The sequence below is a fragment of the Ruminiclostridium hungatei genome, from assembly GCF_002051585.1.
Taxonomy (GTDB): domain Bacteria; phylum Bacillota; class Clostridia; order Acetivibrionales; family DSM-1351; genus Ruminiclostridium; species Ruminiclostridium hungatei.
Genome location: NZ_MZGX01000007.1, coordinates 68,229 through 89,263, shown reverse-complemented (window position 1 = coordinate 89,263; position 21,035 = coordinate 68,229). Strand labels below are relative to the sequence as shown.

At 41.7% G+C, this 21,035-nt stretch carries 23 protein-coding genes; all 23 read left to right on the top strand.

Features of this window, described 5'->3' with window-relative positions:
- Position 1: 1 nt before the first annotated feature.
- The 23 genes from CLHUN_RS06795 (at position 2) to CLHUN_RS06695 (ending at position 20,964) form a co-directional block, all read left to right on the top strand.
- Entirely contained in the window at positions 2 to 679 is a 678-nt protein-coding gene (locus tag CLHUN_RS06795; RefSeq protein WP_080063827.1) for a YveK family protein, read from the top strand.
- 12 nt (positions 680 to 691) lie between these two features.
- Complete coding sequence (locus CLHUN_RS06790; protein WP_080063826.1) at positions 692 to 1,414, top strand: CpsD/CapB family tyrosine-protein kinase; 723 nt, start codon at positions 692 to 694, stop codon at positions 1,412 to 1,414.
- Between the two features lie 36 nt (positions 1,415 to 1,450).
- Positions 1,451 to 2,875, top strand: coding sequence for a lipopolysaccharide biosynthesis protein (locus tag CLHUN_RS06785; protein ID WP_080063825.1), 1,425 nt, complete (start codon positions 1,451 to 1,453; stop codon positions 2,873 to 2,875).
- 77 nt (positions 2,876 to 2,952) lie between these two features.
- Entirely contained in the window at positions 2,953 to 4,038 is a 1,086-nt protein-coding gene (locus CLHUN_RS06780) for a polysaccharide pyruvyl transferase family protein (protein ID WP_080063824.1), read from the top strand.
- Positions 4,039 to 4,199: 161 nt separating this feature from the next.
- Positions 4,200 to 5,558 (top strand): O-antigen ligase family protein, encoded by a 1,359-nt coding sequence (locus CLHUN_RS06775; protein WP_133051096.1) that lies wholly within the window; start codon positions 4,200 to 4,202, stop codon positions 5,556 to 5,558.
- The gene (locus tag CLHUN_RS06770; protein WP_080063822.1) at positions 5,527 to 6,246 is read left to right on the top strand and encodes an acyltransferase; all 720 of its coding nucleotides are present in this window, start codon (positions 5,527 to 5,529) and stop codon (positions 6,244 to 6,246) included. Before CLHUN_RS06775 ends, CLHUN_RS06770 begins: the two co-directional genes overlap by 32 nt.
- On the top strand, positions 6,227 to 7,459 hold the full coding sequence (locus tag CLHUN_RS06765; protein ID WP_080063821.1) for a glycosyltransferase: 1,233 nt from the start codon (positions 6,227 to 6,229) through the stop codon (positions 7,457 to 7,459). The genes CLHUN_RS06770 and CLHUN_RS06765 overlap by 20 nt, the downstream gene beginning before the upstream one ends.
- A gap of 73 nt (positions 7,460 to 7,532) precedes the next feature.
- On the top strand, positions 7,533 to 9,119 hold the full coding sequence (locus CLHUN_RS06760) for a hypothetical protein (RefSeq protein WP_080063820.1): 1,587 nt from the start codon (positions 7,533 to 7,535) through the stop codon (positions 9,117 to 9,119).
- A 296-nt stretch (positions 9,120 to 9,415) separates the two neighbouring features.
- Entirely contained in the window at positions 9,416 to 10,468 is a 1,053-nt protein-coding gene (locus CLHUN_RS06755) for a radical SAM protein (protein WP_080063819.1), read from the top strand.
- The gene (locus CLHUN_RS06750; protein ID WP_080063818.1) at positions 10,428 to 11,600 is read left to right on the top strand and encodes a glycosyltransferase family 4 protein; all 1,173 of its coding nucleotides are present in this window, start codon (positions 10,428 to 10,430) and stop codon (positions 11,598 to 11,600) included. Before CLHUN_RS06755 ends, CLHUN_RS06750 begins: the two co-directional genes overlap by 41 nt.
- Positions 11,572 to 12,816, top strand: a complete 1,245-nt coding sequence (locus tag CLHUN_RS06745; RefSeq protein ID WP_080063817.1) for a nucleotidyltransferase domain-containing protein — start codon at positions 11,572 to 11,574, stop codon at positions 12,814 to 12,816. The genes CLHUN_RS06750 and CLHUN_RS06745 overlap by 29 nt, the downstream gene beginning before the upstream one ends.
- Positions 12,817 to 12,872: 56 nt before the next feature.
- The gene (locus tag CLHUN_RS06740) at positions 12,873 to 13,076 is read left to right on the top strand and encodes a hypothetical protein (RefSeq protein ID WP_080063816.1); all 204 of its coding nucleotides are present in this window, start codon (positions 12,873 to 12,875) and stop codon (positions 13,074 to 13,076) included.
- Positions 13,077 to 13,129: 53 nt separating this feature from the next.
- Entirely contained in the window at positions 13,130 to 13,393 is a 264-nt protein-coding gene (locus tag CLHUN_RS06735) for a PqqD family protein (protein WP_080063815.1), read from the top strand.
- Positions 13,394 to 13,448: 55 nt separating this feature from the next.
- The gene (locus tag CLHUN_RS06730; RefSeq protein WP_080063814.1) at positions 13,449 to 14,576 is read left to right on the top strand and encodes a radical SAM protein; all 1,128 of its coding nucleotides are present in this window, start codon (positions 13,449 to 13,451) and stop codon (positions 14,574 to 14,576) included.
- A 77-nt stretch (positions 14,577 to 14,653) separates the two neighbouring features.
- Complete coding sequence (locus CLHUN_RS22075) at positions 14,654 to 14,797, top strand: hypothetical protein (RefSeq protein WP_165755686.1); 144 nt, start codon at positions 14,654 to 14,656, stop codon at positions 14,795 to 14,797.
- Positions 14,798 to 14,859: 62 nt separating this feature from the next.
- The gene (locus tag CLHUN_RS22675; protein WP_278247526.1) at positions 14,860 to 14,988 is read left to right on the top strand and encodes a hypothetical protein; all 129 of its coding nucleotides are present in this window, start codon (positions 14,860 to 14,862) and stop codon (positions 14,986 to 14,988) included.
- Positions 14,989 to 15,217: 229 nt separating this feature from the next.
- Positions 15,218 to 16,099 (top strand): hypothetical protein, encoded by an 882-nt coding sequence (locus CLHUN_RS06725; protein WP_080063813.1) that lies wholly within the window; start codon positions 15,218 to 15,220, stop codon positions 16,097 to 16,099.
- Positions 16,087 to 16,569, top strand: a complete 483-nt coding sequence (locus CLHUN_RS06720; protein WP_080063812.1) for a S24/S26 family peptidase — start codon at positions 16,087 to 16,089, stop codon at positions 16,567 to 16,569. The genes CLHUN_RS06725 and CLHUN_RS06720 overlap by 13 nt, the downstream gene beginning before the upstream one ends.
- Before the next feature lie 20 nt (positions 16,570 to 16,589).
- Entirely contained in the window at positions 16,590 to 18,308 is a 1,719-nt protein-coding gene (locus CLHUN_RS06715; protein WP_080063811.1) for an ABC transporter ATP-binding protein, read from the top strand.
- A 53-nt stretch (positions 18,309 to 18,361) separates the two neighbouring features.
- On the top strand, positions 18,362 to 19,111 hold the full coding sequence (locus tag CLHUN_RS06710) for a tyrosine-protein phosphatase (protein ID WP_080063810.1): 750 nt from the start codon (positions 18,362 to 18,364) through the stop codon (positions 19,109 to 19,111).
- Complete coding sequence (locus tag CLHUN_RS06705; RefSeq protein ID WP_080063809.1) at positions 19,108 to 19,776, top strand: sugar transferase; 669 nt, start codon at positions 19,108 to 19,110, stop codon at positions 19,774 to 19,776. Before CLHUN_RS06710 ends, CLHUN_RS06705 begins: the two co-directional genes overlap by 4 nt.
- 39 nt (positions 19,777 to 19,815) lie before the next feature.
- Positions 19,816 to 20,358, top strand: coding sequence for a VanZ family protein (locus CLHUN_RS06700; protein ID WP_080063808.1), 543 nt, complete (start codon positions 19,816 to 19,818; stop codon positions 20,356 to 20,358).
- 135 nt (positions 20,359 to 20,493) lie between these two features.
- A complete protein-coding gene (locus CLHUN_RS06695) occupies positions 20,494 to 20,964 on the top strand; it encodes a VanZ family protein (protein ID WP_080063902.1) in 471 nt (156 codons plus the stop codon).
- Positions 20,965 to 21,035: the final 71 nt, after the last annotated feature.

Genomic DNA, 21,035 nt, shown 5'->3' with positions numbered 1-21,035 from the left:
TATGGAGTTTAAAAGATTCTTTTATTCTATACGCAGAATGTTCTGGCTGGTTATATTGTTTGCCATCGTAGGCGGAGGACTGGCTACTTACATGAAATATTACAGGTATATACCCTTATATGAAGCAGAAACAACGGTATATGCCTTAAACAGGAATACGGCAGTTGATGCAGCGGGAGGTATAAGCTATCAGGATGTGCTGCTAAGCAAGCAATTGCTTCTGGACTATCAGGAAATCATAACAAGTGAAAAAATTATTTCGGCAGCCTTAAGCAGCTTAAAAAGTAAATACAGCATATCAGGGAGTGAACTTCGCAGCTTGATATATGTGAAGCAGAAGGATGAATCCAGCATACTGGGAATTTCAGCAGTGGCAGATAGCCCGAAGCTGGCGGCAGATGCCTCCAGGGCAGTGACACAGGCTTTTATAACAAGCCTGAGAGAACTGACACAAAATAATATTATTGGAGTATTGGATGAAGCAAAAGTTCCGCAGTATCCCCTTCCTGATGACAGCATAAAAAAAATCATCATAGGGATTGTAGCAGGTATTGTTGTCGCAATTGTAAATATATATATTATTGATCTTTTTGATAACAAAATCAGAGTGCCTGAAGATGTTGAGATAAACACCGGCTTAAAAATTATTGGAGCCATACCCGGATTTGGAATTAAATAAGGAGGATTGGAAATGACAAATAGAAGCTATAACTTTTATAGCCCTGAAAGTTTTGTGGCAAAAGAAGCATATGTGGCACTTGCGGCAAACATATATCCTGATCTTGAAAAAAAACGGATATATACGCTGGTTGTAACTGGAACAGAACCCAGGGTCGGTAAAACCGTTACTGCTGAAAATATTGCTATAACTCTGGCTGCATTGGGGAAAAGGACATTATTGATGGATATGGATTTAAGGAAGCCGGTGGAGAAAAATGCGGGCTATCAACAGGGGGCAGTTCAATATCTGCAAGGGAATGCTCTTATGGAAGAGGTATTATATCCTACCAACATGGAAAACCTCAATTACCTTCCCAAAGGAAGAAATACAGGAAATCCTGCAGGGCTGTTTTGCTCACGTTACCTTTTGGAGTTATTTGAGAAGGCAAGGGAGAACTATGATTGTGTAGTTATTGATACTCCTTCCCTGGATTGTGTTCCTGATGCAGCAATCCTTGCAATGAGAGCAGATGCGGCTATCCTTGTTGCAAAAATGAATAAAACTTCAATAAAGTCCATAAACCAGGCAAAGGAGAAGCTGCAGGCGGGGAATGTAAATTTATTGGGAGTTATACTGAATCAGGTCAGTAAAAATAATTATAAGAACTTTTTTAAGTCCTATGGCTATTTCAATAAATTAAATAAAAAGCTGCCAAAGCCTGCTGCAAATAAAAATGGTTTGATGACTGCCTGATTACACCAACAATACGCAACAAGAAAGAGAACACATATGAGTAGAGAAAAAACTTTGGCAAAAAATTCTGTCATATATATGACAGGTACATTGTCCTCCAAACTGTTGGTATTTCTTCTTCTCCCTATATATACGGCATATCTGTCAACCAGTGAATATGGGTATTATGATGTGATATGTACAACGGTTTTGATGATTGTTCCAATAGTATCCGTACAGATTTATGACGGTATATACAGATTTTCACTGGATTCCGGAGATGACAGGTCAGTATCGGATAAATATATAACCAATGCCTTGTTTATAATTATAATAGCTGTACTTATGACAGTGCCTTTGGCTATTGCCGCCAATTATTTTTTCAAGATAGAATTTTTCTATTTGATTTACCTTCAAATATTGGCCACCTGTATTTTTAATACCTGGCAGATGATAGCCAGAGGACTCAAAAAGAATATGTTATTTGCGGTGTCCGGAATAATAATGACCTTTTTGATGCTGCTGCTCAATATTTTGTTTATTGTAGTATTGCACTATTCTGTCAGGGCGCTGATATTATCAAATATAGTCTCAATGTCAGCGGCTTTTATATATATGGAAGTAAAATTAAGGGTTTTCAGGCAAATCAGTGTAAATTACATAAATATGAAGACGATAAAGGAATTAATAGCATATACCATTCCATTGATTCCCAATACCATAAGCTGGTGGATTCTTAATCTGAGCAACAGATACATTATTATTTACTGTCTGGGAAACGATTACAACGGAATTTTTGCAGTGGCCTCAAAATTTCCCTCCATATTAATGACAGTAAATATGATTTTTAACTACGCCTGGCAGGATACGGCCATTTATGAAAAAAACTCGTCTGATCGTGACCAGTTCTACTCAAAAATGCTCAATTACTTTCTCAGGCTGCAATTGGGTGTGTTACTGATTATATTTCCATTTGTAAAATTATTTTCCGCAATAGCTATTGGGAAAGAATTCGCCGATGCGGTCAATTATGTACCTTATTTACTGATAGGTGCATTCTTCCAGTTTTTTATGACCTTCTTTTCCTCTTTCTATTATGTATTTAAAAAGACAGGACATTTGCTGTATACAACCTTAATCGCTTCAGGTATAAACATAGTTGTAACTCTTTTATTAGTAAGCAGTCTGAAAATCTATGCCGCCTGCATGGCAAATATAGTGAGTTCCTTTATTGTAGTTGTAATAAGGTATTTCTATGTTAATGCAAAGTTTAAAATACGGATAAAAATCAGCTTGAAAAGTACAGGACTATATCTGCCTGGAATGGTTCTATACTGTTGGCTCTATTATACGGGGGGGATTGTGGTGAATATTTTTGCGCTTATGGCAGGTATTATGGTTATCGGTGTTTTGAACAAGGCTGCCATAATGAAATTCAAAAATATTCTGATGAGGCGCAGGGCAGGCTTCAAGCCAATTTAACGGAGGTAAAAGGTTGAAAGAAAACCACTTTCAACCCTTTGAATTTATGTCCGCAGAGCGGACAGGGGGGATAAAAAATGAAAATAGGGATACTGACATTTCATATGGCGGTAAATTATGGTGCCTACTGGCAGGCGTATGCCTTAAATAAGTATATTAACGATAGATATAATATAGATTGCTATTTAATAAATTATGAAAGCAGATATACTTTCAAAAAGGATATTATCATGAGAATCCTCAATCCCAACCTTCCTAAGGGACTTTATAATTTGTTGGCCGTGGCGAATTTCAGAAGAGGCTGGAAATTAATGAAAAAGACCAGATTCTCCACTAATATAAAGGCTCATAAATTTGACGGATACATTTTGGGGAGTGACGAGATATGGAATTATACAAATCCTTTTGTAGAAAAGGGAGACTGTACATATTTCGGACGCAGCTTTGAGGCAAACAAAATAATGACCTTTGCACCCAGTTTCGGATGTGCCGGGAGCAGCAATATAACCAGGGAAATTACACAAAGCATTGCAAGGCTCAATCCGGACAATATTTCTGTCAGGGATGAAAATTCACAGGAAATTGTTGAAAAGCTGACAGGGTATAAAGTGCCTGTACTGGTGGACCCGGTATTTCTCAATGAATATACTCCAAAAAGAATTAAGGGAGGGAAAAAATTTATACTTGTTTACGGCAATAATTTTGATAGGGAATTCATTGATTCCATAAAAGAAATTGCTGCAAACGAGAGAGCACTGATTTATTCCTTCGGCTTTATAAATTCATTCGCCCATAAGAATATTGTTTTTAAGTCACCCATAGAAATTCTGGATTACTTCTATTCAGCAGATTATGTTTTTACTAATATGTACCATGGAGTGGTTTTTTCACTTTGCTGCAAGAAGCAATTTTTCATGCAATATAATGAAAGCAAGCAGAACAAGGTGGATACCCTGCTGGAAAGAATAGGGCTGTCGGATAGAGTGGTATGCAGCAGGCACGAGGCATATGAGCTGTACAGGCACATCAAGCAGAATCCTTACGACTTTAACAATTACATGGAAAAGCTTCAGAGCCTTATACAACAGTCAAAGGATTTTATAGATACCAGAATCAAACATTTAAATACTCCATTGATAAATAAATCCTATAGAGGGGCCTGAAGATCGGGGTGGACTTTGTGAAAAAACTTGAGTTTGTATTTTTAATAGCCTGCAGTATTGCAATTTTGGCCATAAGTTTATTTGTCAGCCTTATAATAGGTGTAATACTATTATTTGTTCTGGCGGCTGTGTGCTATTTTTTCCATAAACCGGAGGTTTGTATGGACAGATTGATACTGGCTGCAATTTTTCTGGCACCGTGTTCAAATATTTTCATGATAAAAACCGGCTATATGGACTTGAAGGTGCTGCAGTTTCTCTGGCTGGGTATCTTTACATGTATATTGCTCACAAAGACATATAAAAAAGATATATATCCTGATAGTTCAAAAACCCACCAGTCTGTAAAAATAATATTTGCACTGTACCTTACCGGTATTCTTCTTTCCTGCCTGTTTTCAGTTAATATGAAGATATCCGTCAAGGAATTGTTCCAATATATTTATTTGTTCTTAATGATGCTGGTAATATACAAGCAGTCACAGAGACAGGATTTCTTAAACAGAATAGTAAGTGTACTTATCATATCGAATATAGTTTTGGTTGTCACCTGCCTTGCAAGCTACTATTTTGGAAAGATGCTGATACCGTCCTTCAGAATGTATCCTGATGGGCATATAGTGATTCTGGATCAGATATATAAAACACAAGCCCTGGTTGAGTCAAAAAATGTAATTAACAGGATAGATGGGGTGATGGGCCTGGATACCATAGCTATAGCGAATTGCATCCTGATTCAGTCCATGGCTGTAAACTATAAAATAAGAAAATCCATTGGAAGGACCAGGCTGTTGTACTGCATTCTGTTTATAGCCGATGTATTGACCCTTAGTCTTACATACTCAAGAGCTGCCCTGCTTATATTCTTTGTGTTGAATATTGTGACTTTATTTGGGAAAAGCCCCAGGATAAATTTCCTGATAATTGTCATTTCCATATGCTGTGTTCCTGTAATACTGTCAATTTTCCCAAATTTGCTGGAAAGGATGCTGGAGGCACTAAATACTCAGGAAGGTTCCACCAAATATCATTTTGTCTACTGGCTGATTGCATTACAGGAGGGTTACGATCACATTGTTTCCGGCATAGGATTGGGAAATGCGGCGTTTCACCACGATGCATATGCTTACCTGTTTGAGAAATTCAGGCTGTATAAGTCCGATGCGGTGGATGTCCACAATTTTGTACTGCAAGTATGGGCTGAGCAGGGCTCAATCGGACTGTCGGCAAATCTGCTCCTTGTGACATATCCCATTGTAAGGTTTGTAAAACTCAGATTTATAGACAAGATGCTAAAGGAGAAAACACTGTTTGACTTCTTGATAACAGCTTATATTGCAACATTGGCATATAATCTCACAAATAATAATTTTTATCTGGAAACTTTCTGGATAATGGCTGCAATTGTGTATGCATGTAGTGCTGCCTATCCTTCTGCAAAAACTGTTCTGAAGCCCGGAGCAACTATAGAAAAATTAGGAGGTTCTTATGAAGAAGCTGGTCTCAAAGCTGATTTCTAAATTAAAGGGAGAAAATTATGTAATTGACAATGCCTTCTCAATATGGGATATAATCCACATTGTAATTAACAGAGCGGTGCAAATAGGCAGGGGAACAGTTAAGCGTATAGGTATCCGGGAGTGCAAAGGTCTTTTCTTCTGCGGAAAGAAGGTCAGAATTAGATCCGGCAGGAATCTGTATTTGGATAGAAATGTTATCTTTGAAGATAACGTATTTATAAATGCGCTCAGTAAATACGGAGTCAGAATAGGGAAAAATGTTTCCATCGGGCGCAACAGCATCATTGAATGTACCGGAGTTATAAGAGAACTGGGAGAGAGCCTGCATATAGGTGATAATGTGGGAATATCGCCCAACGCGTTTTTTGCAGTCAGGGGAAAGGTGGAAATAGGAGATAACACAATATTCGGCCCGGGAGTCAGTCTCCATGCCGAGAACCATATTTTCGGTGACAGATTCAAGCCCATAAGAGCCCAGGGTGCCACCAGAAAGGGGATATGCATTGGAAAGGACTGCTGGATCGGATCAAAGGCAGTTATTCTTGACGGAGTGCATATCGGTGATGGGGCTATTGTAGCGGCAGGAGCAGTTGTAACCGGGAATGTTCCGGAATATGCTATTGTGGGAGGAGTACCTGCAAAAATAATTAAGTACAGAGGAGTTATAAATGAGAATATTAGTTGTTAATAAATTTTTGTATAATAAGGGCGGAAGTGAAACCTATATTTTTCAGCTTTTTAATTATTTATCGAAGCTGGGACATGAAATTGAGTATTTTGGAATGGAAAATGCAAATAACCATGTGGGAAATTCAGCCTGTGAGAGCATGAGCAGTATGGATTTCAGCGGAACCCTGTTCAATAAGCTATCCTACCCTTTTAAGGTTGTATATTCCGTTGAGGCTCGTAAAAAAATTGGGAGAGTTATAGAAAAATTCAAGCCGGATATAATTCACCTGAACAATTACAATTACCAGATTACGCCTTCAATTCTGTATGAAATAAAAAAATACGATATTCCGGTTGTCCAGACCTTGCATGATCCGCAATTGGTATGCCCCTATCACCGTCTTTATAACTACACAAAAGGAGAAAACTGTGAAAAATGCAGCCATGGGAAATTCATAAACTGCATTTTTCAGAAATGTATAGACAACTCCCTGCTGAAAAGCGTTGTAGGTGCTGCTGAAAGCTATATTTACAATAAATTGGGGGTTTATGGAAACGTTGACTATTTTATATCCCCCAGCCGATTTCTTAAAAATAAAATGTTAAGCATGAATGTAAAAATACCTAAGGATAAAATTATAATTTTACATAACTTTACCAACAATAAAACTGCGGAACATACTGATAATAAGAAGGCATATGTCTTATATTTCGGCAGGCTGTCCGGTGAAAAGGGAATTCATACTCTGATAAAGTCCTGCATTAAACTGCCAGACATCAGGTTCATATTTGCAGGAGAGGGTGAACTGGAAGAAGAAGTCCAATCTGTAAAGAATATCGAATTCATCGGCTTTAAAAAAGGCGATGAACTGAAAAGAATAATAGCTGAAGCACTTTTTTCCATTTACCCGTCCGAATGGTATGAAAACTGTCCTATGTCCGTTCTGGAATCTCAAATGTATGGTACACCTGTTATTGGATCTAATATCGGAGGAATTCCGGAATTAATAAGCGATAAAATGGACGGACTGCTTTTTGAGCCCGGGAATGTTGAGGATTTGACCGAAAAAGTTAAATACTTATATGAAAAGCCGGAAATATTGCAGAGGTTTTCCCTGGCATGCCTTGAAAAAGCCCGGGGTTTCTCCATAGAAAAATACACAGACGAGTTATTGGACATATACGCAATGGCAGGGCAAAAACACAGGGGCAGGGGTAAACTTTTGGGATAGAAGCTCGAAACCCTTAATACACAATTGATTGCCGCAAATCAAATAATTTGTATTCAGAGGGAGAGTTGGCCATATGGGATTAAACAAAAATAAAAAATCCTATTTTATTTATATTTTATGTGCTTATTTAACAGTACTGGCAGTTGGTATTTATGTGCTGAACACTCGACATGCTAAAAACCTGGAGGTTGATAGCTATAACGCTGAAGGCAAGCAGAGAGCGGGCGAAATTGGAAATGCCAATTTCTTTAACAAAGCCGACGGCAAATATTATGAGGATTCAAGGTTTACAATTGAGGCAAATGACAATACTGAGTACTTAACAAGGCTGTTCAATTCGGAAAACACGGTAAACCTTCCTGCGGGGAACTTTTTCTGCAAATCAAAAATAATTCTTAAAGGCATGAATCTGACGGTCCAGGGAGTAAAGGGCAGTACGAAGATTGTTTTTGACAGCAGAACCTTCTCGAATTATGGTCAGGGCTATTTATCCGAGTGCCTGATAATTAATTCAAACTATGCCGACGAGTTTAACGAGACCACTGCACAAAAAATGAAAATTTCCGATATAAGCTTTGAATATAAAAGATACACAAACAGGTCGCCCAAAACGATTATGATCCTAAAGAACATAAGAAGGGCGGATATCCTCAATTGTGATTTTATAGCCGACCTTTCAAACACCATGCCGGTGACAAATTTGGATTTATATAATGCCTGTAAAAATGTTACGGTAGCTGATTGCAATTTTGTCAATAATACTATGGCCCTCAGCGGAGGGTGTGTCTGGGTAAGGAATCTTACCACAAGGCTTTCAGCAGTGGCAGATAATACCACTGAGAATGTTAAAATAACCGACTGCAATTTTGAAAAGGATTCCAAGGATGAAGTTATAGCAGTTTACTCAACGGTGGGGAATGTCAGGAATGTAATAATCAACAATTGCAAAATAGTGGACAGATTTGAAAAACAGGAAATCGTACTAAGCGTATACTCCAGTGAGGATAAGTACTATGGGACTGTAGACAATATAATTATAAGCAATAATATTATTATATCAGATTATTTTAATGCCTTCATCATATGCACCGGTATTGAAAACAGGAAAAAACCCACCACAAATATTTCAATTTACAATAATGATATAAATGCTCAATCTGTTGGAACCAGCAGTAAAACCATAATATATAATCCTGCAGGTAATGAGAAGAGCAATATATATGCAATTAATAACAGGATTACGCTCACAGGAAATGGGTATTGCAATGCAATTTCCAATGTTTCCTCCGCAGAAGGCAACGTAATTTCCGGGCAGTTCAGGTATGGAATAACCGGAGGAGCTGCCATCAACAATACCATTCAGGGGGCGGAATCCGCCGTTGTTTCACCGGTGGTGGCCTTGAGAAATACCATATCCGATGTTAAGTATGGAATAAGGTCCTTTGCCAACAACTCGTATATAGGCGGCAATACCGTTGATATCAGTGAGCTTTCAGGGTTTTGTGCCATTGAACTCAACTCCCAGGCCAGAATATACTGTGCAAATAATAATATCAGGACACATGACAGCAGCCAGTATGCAATAATCGGCAAGGGAGCAAACATTATTTTAGATAATAATGACTTGGCCGGTGAAGGGAAGATGATTGCTAGCAAATAAAAAATATTTTCAGGGATGGATTTTGAAATAAAGCTCCATCCCTGAAATACCCGGCAAAAAATGGAGGGCTGAACACATGGAATATTCATTGAGAAAAATGTCATTTATAAAGCGGCAGGCTTGTTTATGCTCAGAGCATGGTTTGGTGTGGATGAACCCCATTGGCACGATGGAACAAGGCTTATATATAAACCAATTAAAATAAATATATCTTGATGCTAGTGGCGTGTAACTCTGAAATTTATCTGCCGGCAAAGCATGAATTTAGCTGTTACAGACCAGTAAAGGAGGTAATTATGTCAAAAAGGAATTTATACGGCTCTGTAATCATTACATACCGGTGCAACGCCAAATGCAATATGTGTGATTGCTTCAAGGACCCCAGCAAGCCTGAGGAAGAGCTGACGCTGGAGGTTATAAAAAAGCTCCCGGAAATGGCATTTACAAATATAACCGGGGGCGAGCCCTTTATCCGCAAAGACCTTCATGAAATTGTGAGGGAGCTTTACAAAAAAACCGACAGGATAGTTATTTCAACAAACGGCTACTTCACCGACAGGATATTGGAATTGTGCCGGGAGTTTCCGGAGGTGGGAATACGGATAAGCATCGAGGGGCTGCAGGAGGCAAATGATGCCATCCGGGGAATTCCCGACGGCTTCAACAGGGGCTATAATACTCTGAAAAAGCTTGTTGTGGCCGGACACAAGGATATAGGCTTCGGCTGTACGGTGCAGGAAATGAATTCGGAAGACCTGGTGCCACTGTACAAGCTTTCGGATGAACTGGGAATGGAATTTGCAACGGCCACCCTTCATAATTCCTTCTATTTCAGAAAGACAGACAACCGGATAGGTGACAGGCAGAAGGTTGCAAGGGCCTTCGAGCAACTGGTAAACCAACTGCTTAAATCAAGCTCGCCTAAAAAGTGGTTCAGAGCTTATTTCAATCATGGACTCATAAACTATATATATGGAAATAGACGCTATTTGCCGTGTGATATGGGCAGCAACGGGTTTTTTGTGGATCCCTATGGCCATGTGCTGCCTTGTAACGGCAGTACGGAGAGAATGTCCATGGGAGATCTGAAAGAAAATAGCTGGGAGGAAATATGGAATTCTCCAAGGGCGGAGGAAGTCAGAAGTATGGTAAAAAGCTGCGATAAAAACTGCTGGATGATAGGCAGTGTGGCACCGGCCATGAAGCAAAGAATCCGGGTTCCCCTTTGGTGGGTGGTAAGGCACAAATTAAAGGGCGGGTACAGTCTCAAAGAAAATAAATTTATTGATGGCAAGGAGTATGGCACATATGAAAATCGCAATGATAGGACAAAAGGGTATTCCGTCTAGGTCTGGAGGGATTGAGATACATGTGGACGAAATATCCAAAAGGCTTGCCTGCCTTGGCTGTCAGGTGGAGGTATACAGCAGAAGGGATTATTGCGATGTGGAATTTGAAGACGGAAACTACCTGGGAGTAAAAATCAGGTACACCCCCTATATTAATTCCAAGCATCTGGATGCCATAACCCACACGCTTACCTCGACTGTAAGGGCACTTTTGTCACACTGTGAAATATTTCATTACCATGCATTAGGACCGGCAACTCTGGCTTTCATTCCACGGATATTCGGGAAAAAGGTTATATGCACTGTACACGGGCTGGACTGGCAGCGCGGCAAGTGGGGGAGCTTTGCCTCCTCCTTCCTGAAATTCGGCGAATATGCAACTGCAAAATTCTCACACAGGACGATAAGTGTTTCGCGAAACCTGGTGGGATATTACAAAGACAAGTACAATATAGAGACGGCATACATACCAAACGGGGTTGAGAGGCCGGATATATTAAGGGCTCAATTGATAAAAGAGAAATACGGGCTTGATACTGACAGTTATATTCTGTTCCTGGCAAGGCTCGTTCCTGAAAAGGGCGTACATTATCTTATTGATGCTTTCAACAAAATCAGAACGGATAAAAAACTGGTAATAGCCGGAGGCTCAAGTCACAGCAGTGGTTATGAGCTTGATATCAAAAAAAGTGCCGAAGAAAACAGGAATATAATATTTACCGGGTTTGTCCGGGATCAGGAGTTGGCGGAGCTATACAGCAACGCTTATTTTTATGTGCTTCCATCCGATATAGAAGGTCTTCCCATAAGTCTGCTGGAGGCTATGAGCTACGGTAATTGCTGCCTTGTAAGCGATATTCCTGAAAACACAAATGTTATAGGCACTATGGGCTATTGCTTCCGGAAATCGGACACCGGTGATCTGGCCCGTAAAATGTCCATGCTGCTGGCAGACCGTGAGAAAGTACTGAAGGTTAAATATCTGTCGGGAACCTATATTCTCAATAAATACAATTGGGACCGCATAGCAGTTGAAACAAAAAACCTTTATAAAAGTTTGCTCAAACCCGAGGGTAAAAATATGTCCGGCTGGAGGTTGGGAAATGAAGGAAAAAGACATAATCTTAACTGAAATCTTAGGTGCAGCCATCAGAAATGTGGACATGGATACTGAAAAATACCGGGGCCGCCATATCGACTGGATGGAGATATATATGGAAGCGGCAGCACATCAGGTACATACTCTGATTTATCCGGAAATCAAAATTATCCACCGGAACATAGGGATGGAACGTGAGATTATGGACAAGTGGACGAAATCAGTCATGTCCTGCGGCTTTCAGATGCTTTGCGATGAGATTTGGGTCGGGGAAGTGCTGGAAATACTCAATACCTACAAAATACAGACCATCATACTTAAAGGCATGGCAATTAATAAGTGGTATCCTCACCCGGAGCTGAGGACAATGGGAGATGCGGATATACTTGTTCATGAGAAGGATATGAAGAAGGCGGCGGAAATACTTCAGGGTCTGGGATACAAGGCTGATAAGGACAAAAAAACCAAACATGTTGAATTTCACCGGCAGCAATATATATCAATTGAGCTGCACAGGCTGCTGGCGGACTACAATTTTATTGAAAACTCGGATTTGCTGAACATTGACGCCTGGAGCGCGCCGATGGAGCTGGATATTGGGAACACAAAGGCGCTGGCATTATCCTGGGAGATGCAGATACTCCATTTTTGTATTCACATGGCCTCACATATTTCCCATGGAGGCATAGGATTACGGCAGTTATGCGACATGGTTGTGGCTGTTGAAAAGGGTTATGACAAAATTGATTGGAATAAAGTTGTAGATATGTCAATAAAATATGGTATTAGTCATTTTGTTAATCCGATACTTCAGGTATGCAACAAGCTTTTTGGAATGATTTTGCCAGATATACCGGATTTTAAAACAGACATTAATAATGACAAAATTAATTTTTTAATTGAAGATATTTTATCGGGAGGAAATTTTGGCAGAAGGGATATTAACCGTATAGCCACAAATGCCCTGACCAGAAATTTATATGGTAAAGGTCTTCAATATAATAATAAAATGCTCAGCACCATCAGAATAATTTTTCCCAGCCGTGAAAAAATGGCTGAAAGATATAAATATTTCTATATCAATAAAAACCCGCTGCTGCTGCCGGTTGCCTGGGTACATAGAATAGCGTTCGGTATTGTCAGGAAGGATTACAGCTTTGATAACAAAAAAGCCCTGTTCAAGGACGATACATTAATCAATTCGGCTAGAGATAGAAATGACCTATTGGAATGGCTGGGGCTGAGATAGGTTCTAAAGCCCCATTTTAAAGCCGGGGCTAAAATAAAAAACCAGGAGGAATGTTTATGAGAAGTTATGTTAAACCAAAATTAAGAATTATCGAACTCAGGGCCGAGGAAGGAATAGCATGCTTCGGTTCAAGCCAGGGCGGAAATGAAACAAATCCCATAGCAGGTCAGCCGGCTCATCATGGGGGACCCGGTAAAAAACCTGGAAAGAAACCGGGAAGCGGTTGGGTGTGGGGCTGGGGCTGGTTCTTTCCCTGGTGATGAGATAAAACTACAACTTGTTTTTGCTGTATAGCAAGGTATAGGAGGTCAAGATGCAGGTAAAGAACGGATTTATGCTCCGGGAGATTGCAGGTCAGCCTGTAGTTGTTCCCCTGGGTGCCAGGGTTGTGGAGTTTAATGGAATAATGACATTAAGTGAGAGCGGTGCTGTCTTGTGGAGAAGGCTTGAAAAGGACGCATCCGTTGAAGATATGGTTCAGGCTTTGCTGGCTTTATACGATGTAGACAGAGAAACAGCCTTGCAAGATGTTGAGGCTTTTGTTGAAAGTATGAAAAGCAACAGGTTGATTGACTGATATTGGGTCGGATTAACAAGTTCAGAGTAACATCAAATTGAAGTCGAGGTGCCGTATGAGCCTGGATTGGAAAGAATTTCACAGAAGAATTACCGCTCTGTCCATGGAGAAGGGACTGCCTCTCTCCGGTTCATTTGAACTGACGGCCAGATGCAATTTTAAATGTAAAATGTGCTATGTATGCGGTCCTGCAAACGATAAAAACATGCTCAAGTCAGAGTTGACCACCGGTCAGTGGATACAGATGGGGCGGCAGGCCAGGGACGCCGGCCTTTTTTACCTTATTCTCACAGGCGGGGAAGTTTTTTTGAGGGAAGACTTTGAAAAAATATATGAAGCGCTTAGTGAAATGGGTCTGAATATAACCATATTCACCAACGGCAGTCTGATATCGCCAAAAAGGGCAAAATGGCTTGGAAGAATTCCTCCCCACAGGGTAAGTGTGACAGTCTACGGAGGAAGTCCCGAGACCTATGAAAGGGTTGCGGGAAACAGGGAGGGCTATTTTAAAACAATGGGTGCGCTGGAGGCACTTCGTTCGGAAGGTATTAACCTTGAAGTAAAAACAACTGTTGTTGAGGGGAATCACAGGGATTACAAGGAATTGTACAAAATAGCCCATACATATTCAAATGTGCTCGGAGTTGTAAACTATATATCACCCAGAAGGGAAGGCTGTGGGTCCGACCCTCTGGGCAACAGGCTTTCGCCCTTTGATATTGTGGAATACGAAAACAGGATGAGCCTCTATGGCCAAAAGATGTATCCTAAAAGCTCCAAGCTGGAGTTGAAAATGAATGCTGACTCCATGGAACAGGAGAGCGTTTTGTCCCTGAAAACTCAACAAATGCTGGAAGCTTCGGCATTCAGGTGTCAATCCGGGAAAACGGGCTTCTGGCTGACCTGGGACGGAAGAATGATTCCGTGCGGCCTGCTGGATACCCCCAGTGCCAGGCCGCTGGAGACAGGCTTTGAAAAAGCCTGGCAATTGCTCAAGGAAGGCTGCGGCAGAGTGCCCAAATGCAGTGACTGTGAAGCCTGTGCTATAAAAAAAGACTGCATTTCCTGCCCGGGAAGACTGATGAGCGAGACGGGAAGCTTTACCAGGCCTGCGGAGTATCTATGTGAAAGTGCCCGGTACAGAAGCCTGCTGCGGCAGGAGAGGGATACCCGGTACGGGTGATTTCTGTCTGACAAATGGGTGGAGCAGCGGCGGGGCTGCTGATAATACATAAATGATATACAGGAGGTGAACGGAACATGAAAAAATACATTGCACCAAAAATCGAGTTTGTTGATTTAAGAGTGGAGGAAAGACTTGCTCATACGGTTTGCACAGGAGCATGCACTGTAGACATCGAGTACAATGGCAAGAAGTATTACGCGGGAACCACATCCGCATAGCACATAGGCTCAATACTTATATTTTTTGCTTAATGAATTTCCTTATGGAACGAGGTGAAATAATGAAAGAATATGTAAAGCCATCAATGGATATTGTTAATCTCAGAGTTGAAGAGAGAATAGCCGGAAGCTGTGTTAATGTAGGCTCATGCCTTGATGAGCTGGGCAATCTGATAACGGCAAATGACTGATACGGCCCAATACCGGTAAATACAAGTCATCAGTGCCGGACATCTGAATATGATTTTTTAAATGGAATGCCCATAATATATTTTTGTTTATATATAAAGGCATTCCATTTGCTGATTTGTACTGTAGTTTGGGAAATTGCCGCATAGACCGGTCTTTAAGGAAATTCAAAGGAGCAGGTTCTGCTTTATAACTAAAGTGACCATCATATATGGGGAGATGGAGGTTAAAATGCTTGTATATAATGTTGCAGGTACATATATAAAAGTAAATTCCGGTAACGGTTACCTTAAGGAAAGAATGAAGGGCTTTCTCTGCAATGTCACGGAAAGCCCCCATATGTCGGTTCAGATAGATCAATGCTCACGGATTGAGCGCCCGGAAGGCAGTGTCATTATTGAAGACAACATAAACTGGCTCAGAAAGGAAGAAGAAGCCTCCGGCTATCACATTTACAGCCTGGACAGGACAAAGACAAACATTCTTTCACATATTGATACAAACCTGGAATGGACTAATGCCAATATAAGGTGTTTCAAACCCGAACTTGACGAGAATGCTCCAACGGTGCTGAAAATGTGGTCGGATCACTATTCTTTCATGCTGATGGGCATTGTCTTCAGGAATAACCTGTTGAACAATGGTGGAATTGTAATGCATGCCTCTTCAATAGCCTGGGAAGGGAGGGGCATCTTGTTCACAGCACCTTCCGGAACCGGTAAGTCGACTCATGTGGGGCTCTGGGAAAAATATATGGGAGAGGCTGTAACAGTGGTAAATGATGATACTCCCGCCATCAGATTTGAAAAAGGTATTCCCCTTCTATGCGGAACTCCCTGGAGCGGGTCCTCCGATAAATTTCAGAATACGGAAGTTCCGGTATATGCAATAGTAGTATTGGAACAGGCGCCGGAAAACAGCATAAAGTTGCTGGAAATATCCGAGGCTCTGCCCATGGTTATGCCCCGGTGCTTTTTGCCGTATTTTGACGAGGTGCTGATGAAGAAGGCATATGACGTACTTGGCAAACTGCTCAACAGCGTAAAGGTATATCACCTTAAGTGCAGGCCCGACAGGGAAGCTATGGAGCTGGTGCGGCAATGGGTGAAGTGAAATTGATAAAGTCCGCCCACATATTTCCCGCAATCAGAGAGCTGCTTCAGGAAGGAACCCAGGTCTGGCTTACCGTAACCGGAATGAGCATGTACCCCTTCCTCAGAGAGGATAAGGATAGCGTAAAGCTGGTACCGGCCTGTTTTGACACTATAACTAAGGGAGATATAGTACTGATCCAGAGAGTAAGCGGGGAGTACATACTGCACAGGGTTCTTAATAAAGATAACAATTGCTTCTTTATGGCAGGAGATGCACAGAAGTGGATAGAAGGCCCCCTTGAACCTGACCGGCTGATAGCGGTAGTTGCAGAAATCAGAAGAAACGGCCGCACAATCTCCTGCCGCAATATATTGTGGAACTTATTGACGGCTTTCTGGATGAAGGCAATTCCGTTGAGGAATTATCTTTTAAAAACCATAAGGATATTAGTAAAAATAAAATGTAATTTCAGATGTTACCGGCCATAGTTTGGGGAAGTGGAGATATCATGCGTATTACAAAAGAGTATGGCAAACTTTTAAGGGATTTCAGATGGATAGCGGTCAATGCCAGGACAGTTTCCAAGAGCTTGCTGTCCATTATTTTGCTGGATGCTTTTACGTCTGTAACCGGTGTAATAACGGCGGTGTTTTCCAAAAACCTCATAGACAGTGCAGTTGACGGCACTTTGAACAGGGCCGCTCTTTATGCAGCACTGTTTGGCGCATTGATAATTATAAATCTTGGCATAAAAGGAGCATCCTCAATTATAACTGTCAGAACAACCGAAGTTTTGTCAAACAATATGAGGAAAAGAGTTTTTTCCCGCATAACAAGAACCGAATGGATGGCAGTAAACCGGTACCACAGCGGAGATATCCTCACAAGGCTCACAAGCGACGTAGGAGCGGTGACAACCGGAGTGGTGGATACCCTGCCAGGCATGATATCCCTGGGAGTGCAGTTGGCTGCGGCATTTGCAACCCTTCTTTACTATGAACCCACGCTGGCTTTACTGGCGTTTGTTTTAGGCCCCTTTACTGTATTGTTCAGCAGGATATGGGGGAGAAAGATAAAAAGGTATCAGATAAAGGTTCAGGAATCGGAAAGTGTTTACAGGTCATTTCTCCAGGAAGCTGTTGAGAACATGCTGATTGTCAAGGCGTTCAGCCTGGAGGAAAAGAATATTGCCAGCATTGCAAGCCTTCACAGTATCCGCCTTGGCTGGGTCAAGAAAAGGAATGTCACAAGCGTTCTGGCCAGCACCATATTGGGACTGGGCTACTGGGCAGGATATTTTCTGGCCTTCTGCTGGGGTGCGCTGAAACTTGGCAGGGGAGCTACTACCTTCGGGACACTGACTGCATTTTTGCAGTTGGTTTCCCAGGTACAGGGCCCCTTTGTGGGTTTGGCCAGAATGATACCCCAGGTGATAGCTGCCGTGGCATCTGCAGGAAGGTTAATGGAAATAGAAGACCTCCCCTCGGAAGAGAGTGAAAACAAGCTTCCGGCAGCTTATGAAGCCGGGATTAAGTTTCAGGGAGTCACTTTCTGGTACAGCGATGGAAAACCTATTTTGGAAAGATTGAATGTGACCATCAGACCGGGGGAAATTGTAGGCCTCATAGGCCCCTCCGGAGAAGGGAAAACAACCCTGATAAGAATGCTGCTGGCACTGCTGAAGCCCGAAAAAGGAAGTGTACTGCTGACCACCAGGGATAACAGGGAGTATTTTGTCTCCGCCGGAACCAGGGATTGGATTTCATATGTACCCCAGGGAAATACGTTATTCAGCGGTACTATTGAAGAAAATCTTTTATGGGGCTTCCCGGAAGCTACCGGTGAGGAAATAGTTGCAGCAGCGGGGGCGGCCGGGGCCTTGGATTTTATTAATGAGCTGCCTGAGGGTATGCAGACAAAGATAGGAGAACATGGAATCGGACTTTCGGAGGGGCAGGCCCAAAGAATATCAATTGCCAGAGCACTGCTGAGGAAGGCCCCGATTCTGATTTTAGACGAGGCAACCTCAGCCCTGGACAGAGCTTCAGAGGTTCATGTCCTTACAAGCATAAATGGAATGAGGCCTGCAAGAACCTGTATAGTTATAACCCACAGATATACCGCCCTGTCCATATGTTCCCGGGTTTTAAGACTAAAGGAAGGAAAGTTGCTTGAACAGCGGTTGGATGACTTAAACATAAAGGATGGATTCATAGCAAGTGCATAAGTGATAAATTTCTTGGAACTGAAATAAATATATTTTGAAAGGATATGGATATTATGATCGATATTCACAGTCATATAATACATGGAGTTGATGATGGACCGGCTAATATGGCAGAATCGCTGAAAATGATCAGAGAGGCTGAAAGGCTTGGGATAAGCATGATAGTTGCTACGCCTCATTATCAGGAAGAGGTATTCGGACTGGAGCGTCTGGAGGAAAATTACAAGGAACTGTTGTATAAGGCAAAAGATTATGAGGTGGCAATCAGCCTTGGATATGAAGTATTTGCAGATCCGGACGGCAGCGCCTTGTTTAAAAATAAGAGAAGGCTCAGCCTTAACAAGTCGGGAGCCATTCTTTTTGAATTTCCGTTTAACGCTTCTCCCCAGAAATGCATTGAGCTGGTATTCAAACTCAGAATGCAGAGAATAACTCCGATAATTGCCCATATTGAAAGAAACAGACCTTTCATTAACAGATTCGAGAACTTTGTGGAACTTATCAAAGCCGGCTGCTATATTCAGATGGACACTGCAAGTATAGTGGGGGTATATGGCTCCGGGGTGAAGGAGTTCTCCAGGAGGCTGCTGAAAATGAAATTTGTTGATATGGTTGCTTCAAATGCCCACTGTGCGTCGGATTACATAGACTGGTACAGGGAAGCCTTCAAAAATGTATCCAACTGGGTGGGAAAGGAAGAGGCGGGTATTCTTTTTCACAACAGTCCGAAAAGCTTGCTGGATGGCGGGTATAGTGAAGAACTGTCCAATGCAAAAATACTGAAGTGGGAGAAGCTGGTATGAGGGATATGGAACTGAATGCAAAATATGTTGTTGATCAGAGGGCCATGTTCAACAATGTACCCGGCTATTATTGTGTGGGAAAAAGGCTTTTTGATATATGTGCTTCACTGCTGGCTATTGTTCTGCTTTCTCCGGTTTTTTTGCTGGTAGCTGTGCTGATAAAGCTTGATTCCAGAGGACCGGTTTTTTTTCATCAAAGCAGGATGGGATTGATGGGAAGGCCTTTTAACATGCACAAATTCAGGTCAATGGTTCCGGATGCAGAGCAAAGGTTTAACGAAGTGGAAGATATGAATGAAATCAGCGGATTCATGTTCAAGGTCAGGAATGATCCACGCATAACAAGAGTGGGCAGGATAATCAGAAAGACCAGTATTGACGAATTGCCTCAGTTGTTCAATGTTCTCAAAGGAGAAATGAGCATGGTAGGACCAAGGCCGCCAATTGACAGGGAGGTTCAGAAATATCATGCCTGGCATAACCTGAGATTGTCTGTGAAGCCTGGTATAACCGGCCTTTGGCAAGTCAGCGGGAGAAATGATATCGGTTTTGAGGAAATGTGCAGGCTGGACCTTAAATACATACGTGAAAGAACTCTTTGGAAGGATATAAAAATAATTATCAAGACAGTACCTGTTTTGCTGGGTGACAGCAGAGCTTCATAGAAATGAGCCTGTAAAACCTGAACAGATAAAAGGAGAAGGATGAGTTACAAAAGGATAGGCATCATAGCGGTATTCCTGCTGCTCCTCTGGGTGGGCTTTATCATATTCATGTCCTCTCAGACTGCTGAGAGCTCAGGTAATATGAGCAGGACGGTATCAAGAGCAATTATCACAATGGCGGAAAAACTTGGAGTTGCGTATCCGGGGGCAGGCAATTCAGTGCAAGCTGTTGTCAGAATCGACGAATATGTGAGGGATCTGGCCCACATAGCAATGTATTTTATGCTTGCGGCAATTTTTTCGGCAGTACTGTGGCTGTGGGGTATTAGTAACAACTGCCGGATAGCCGTAGTTTTTATATCGGGCCTGTGTATAAGCATAATTGATGAGATAAATCAGATGAACTATTATGGGAGGAACGATTCAGGGCTTCCAGGTGCCGGAGTGGCTGACGTATTCAAGGATGTATCGGGCATCTGTGCCGCTGTGGGGATTTTCATCTTCCTCAGACGGAGGTTTGACAAAAGGAGCAGTCAAAAAAAAGTCAGTGAAGGATATAAGGGTAATACTCCCCTCGAATAAAAATTAAAATTGTGATATAATAAGAAAACGTATGATTTTGTCATATGTTTTTTTATTGCCTGTGGACAGACATACGGCTAATCGGATGCGGCAGTGTATACAGGTGAAAATAACTCACGGGGAATAAGGCGGATAATGAATAACAGGATTAAAGCAGCTATTGCTTGGGCTTCGGTTTTTATATGGATGTTTCTTATTTTCAGACTTTCTTCTCAGGGTGCCTCGGAATCCAACGGCCTCAGCCTGGGGATAACCGACTGGATTTACAGTTTTTTTGCGGGATCAGCCAGCTTTGATATGGAGGCGGTAAATCATTTTGTGAGAAAGGGGGCTCATTTCAGCGCATACCTGATACTTGCCCTGCTAACCTCAAATGCATTGCGCAAAACCGGCTTTCCGGGGTGGAGGAATTTTGTCATGGCATTTGCCATATGTGCCATGTATGCAGTCAGTGATGAAATACATCAACTGTTTATTCCAGGCAGAAGCGGACAGCCCCTGGATGTTCTGATTGACAGTTCCGGAGCGGCGGCAGGCCTGGGAATATATGCGGCAATCAGGTGGCTGGCGGGAAAAAAACAGACAAAAAACCGGCCTTCAAACTGAAAAATATTTTTGAAATAATTGATAAAAAATAAATGTTGCATATATATTGACCTTTGTTATGTCAAAATATA

Bases quoted from the DNA above. Each gene is read 5' to 3' on its own strand.
- CLHUN_RS06745 (WP_080063817.1), top strand. From the start codon at position 11,572: ATGAAGGAAAAAGACATAATCTTAACTGAAATCTTAGGTGCAGCCATC.
- CLHUN_RS06710 (WP_080063810.1), top strand. From the start codon at position 18,362: ATGATCGATATTCACAGTCATATAATACATGGAGTTGATGATGGACCG.
- CLHUN_RS06755 (WP_080063819.1), top strand. From the start codon at position 9,416: ATGTCAAAAAGGAATTTATACGGCTCTGTAATCATTACATACCGGTGC.
- CLHUN_RS06760 (WP_080063820.1), top strand. From the start codon at position 7,533: ATGGGATTAAACAAAAATAAAAAATCCTATTTTATTTATATTTTATGT.
- CLHUN_RS06770 (WP_080063822.1), top strand. From the start codon at position 5,527: ATGAAGAAGCTGGTCTCAAAGCTGATTTCTAAATTAAAGGGAGAAAAT.
- CLHUN_RS06780 (WP_080063824.1), top strand. From the start codon at position 2,953: ATGAAAATAGGGATACTGACATTTCATATGGCGGTAAATTATGGTGCC.
- CLHUN_RS06785 (WP_080063825.1), top strand. From the start codon at position 1,451: ATGAGTAGAGAAAAAACTTTGGCAAAAAATTCTGTCATATATATGACA.
- CLHUN_RS06740 (WP_080063816.1), top strand. From the start codon at position 12,873: ATGAGAAGTTATGTTAAACCAAAATTAAGAATTATCGAACTCAGGGCC.
- CLHUN_RS06700 (WP_080063808.1), top strand. From the start codon at position 19,816: ATGAGTTACAAAAGGATAGGCATCATAGCGGTATTCCTGCTGCTCCTC.
- CLHUN_RS06750 (WP_080063818.1), top strand. From the start codon at position 10,428: ATGAAAATCGCAATGATAGGACAAAAGGGTATTCCGTCTAGGTCTGGA.
- CLHUN_RS06735 (WP_080063815.1), top strand. From the start codon at position 13,130: ATGCAGGTAAAGAACGGATTTATGCTCCGGGAGATTGCAGGTCAGCCT.
- CLHUN_RS06795 (WP_080063827.1), top strand. From the start codon at position 2: ATGGAGTTTAAAAGATTCTTTTATTCTATACGCAGAATGTTCTGGCTG.
- CLHUN_RS22075 (WP_165755686.1), top strand. From the start codon at position 14,654: ATGAAAAAATACATTGCACCAAAAATCGAGTTTGTTGATTTAAGAGTG.
- CLHUN_RS06730 (WP_080063814.1), top strand. From the start codon at position 13,449: ATGAGCCTGGATTGGAAAGAATTTCACAGAAGAATTACCGCTCTGTCC.
- CLHUN_RS06720 (WP_080063812.1), top strand. From the start codon at position 16,087: ATGGGTGAAGTGAAATTGATAAAGTCCGCCCACATATTTCCCGCAATC.
- CLHUN_RS22675 (WP_278247526.1), top strand. From the start codon at position 14,860: ATGAAAGAATATGTAAAGCCATCAATGGATATTGTTAATCTCAGAGTT.
- CLHUN_RS06775 (WP_133051096.1), top strand. From the start codon at position 4,200: ATGGACAGATTGATACTGGCTGCAATTTTTCTGGCACCGTGTTCAAAT.
- CLHUN_RS06790 (WP_080063826.1), top strand. From the start codon at position 692: ATGACAAATAGAAGCTATAACTTTTATAGCCCTGAAAGTTTTGTGGCA.
- CLHUN_RS06765 (WP_080063821.1), top strand. From the start codon at position 6,227: ATGAGAATATTAGTTGTTAATAAATTTTTGTATAATAAGGGCGGAAGT.
- CLHUN_RS06725 (WP_080063813.1), top strand. From the start codon at position 15,218: ATGCTTGTATATAATGTTGCAGGTACATATATAAAAGTAAATTCCGGT.
- CLHUN_RS06715 (WP_080063811.1), top strand. From the start codon at position 16,590: ATGCGTATTACAAAAGAGTATGGCAAACTTTTAAGGGATTTCAGATGG.
- CLHUN_RS06705 (WP_080063809.1), top strand. From the start codon at position 19,108: ATGAGGGATATGGAACTGAATGCAAAATATGTTGTTGATCAGAGGGCC.
- CLHUN_RS06695 (WP_080063902.1), top strand. From the start codon at position 20,494: ATGAATAACAGGATTAAAGCAGCTATTGCTTGGGCTTCGGTTTTTATA.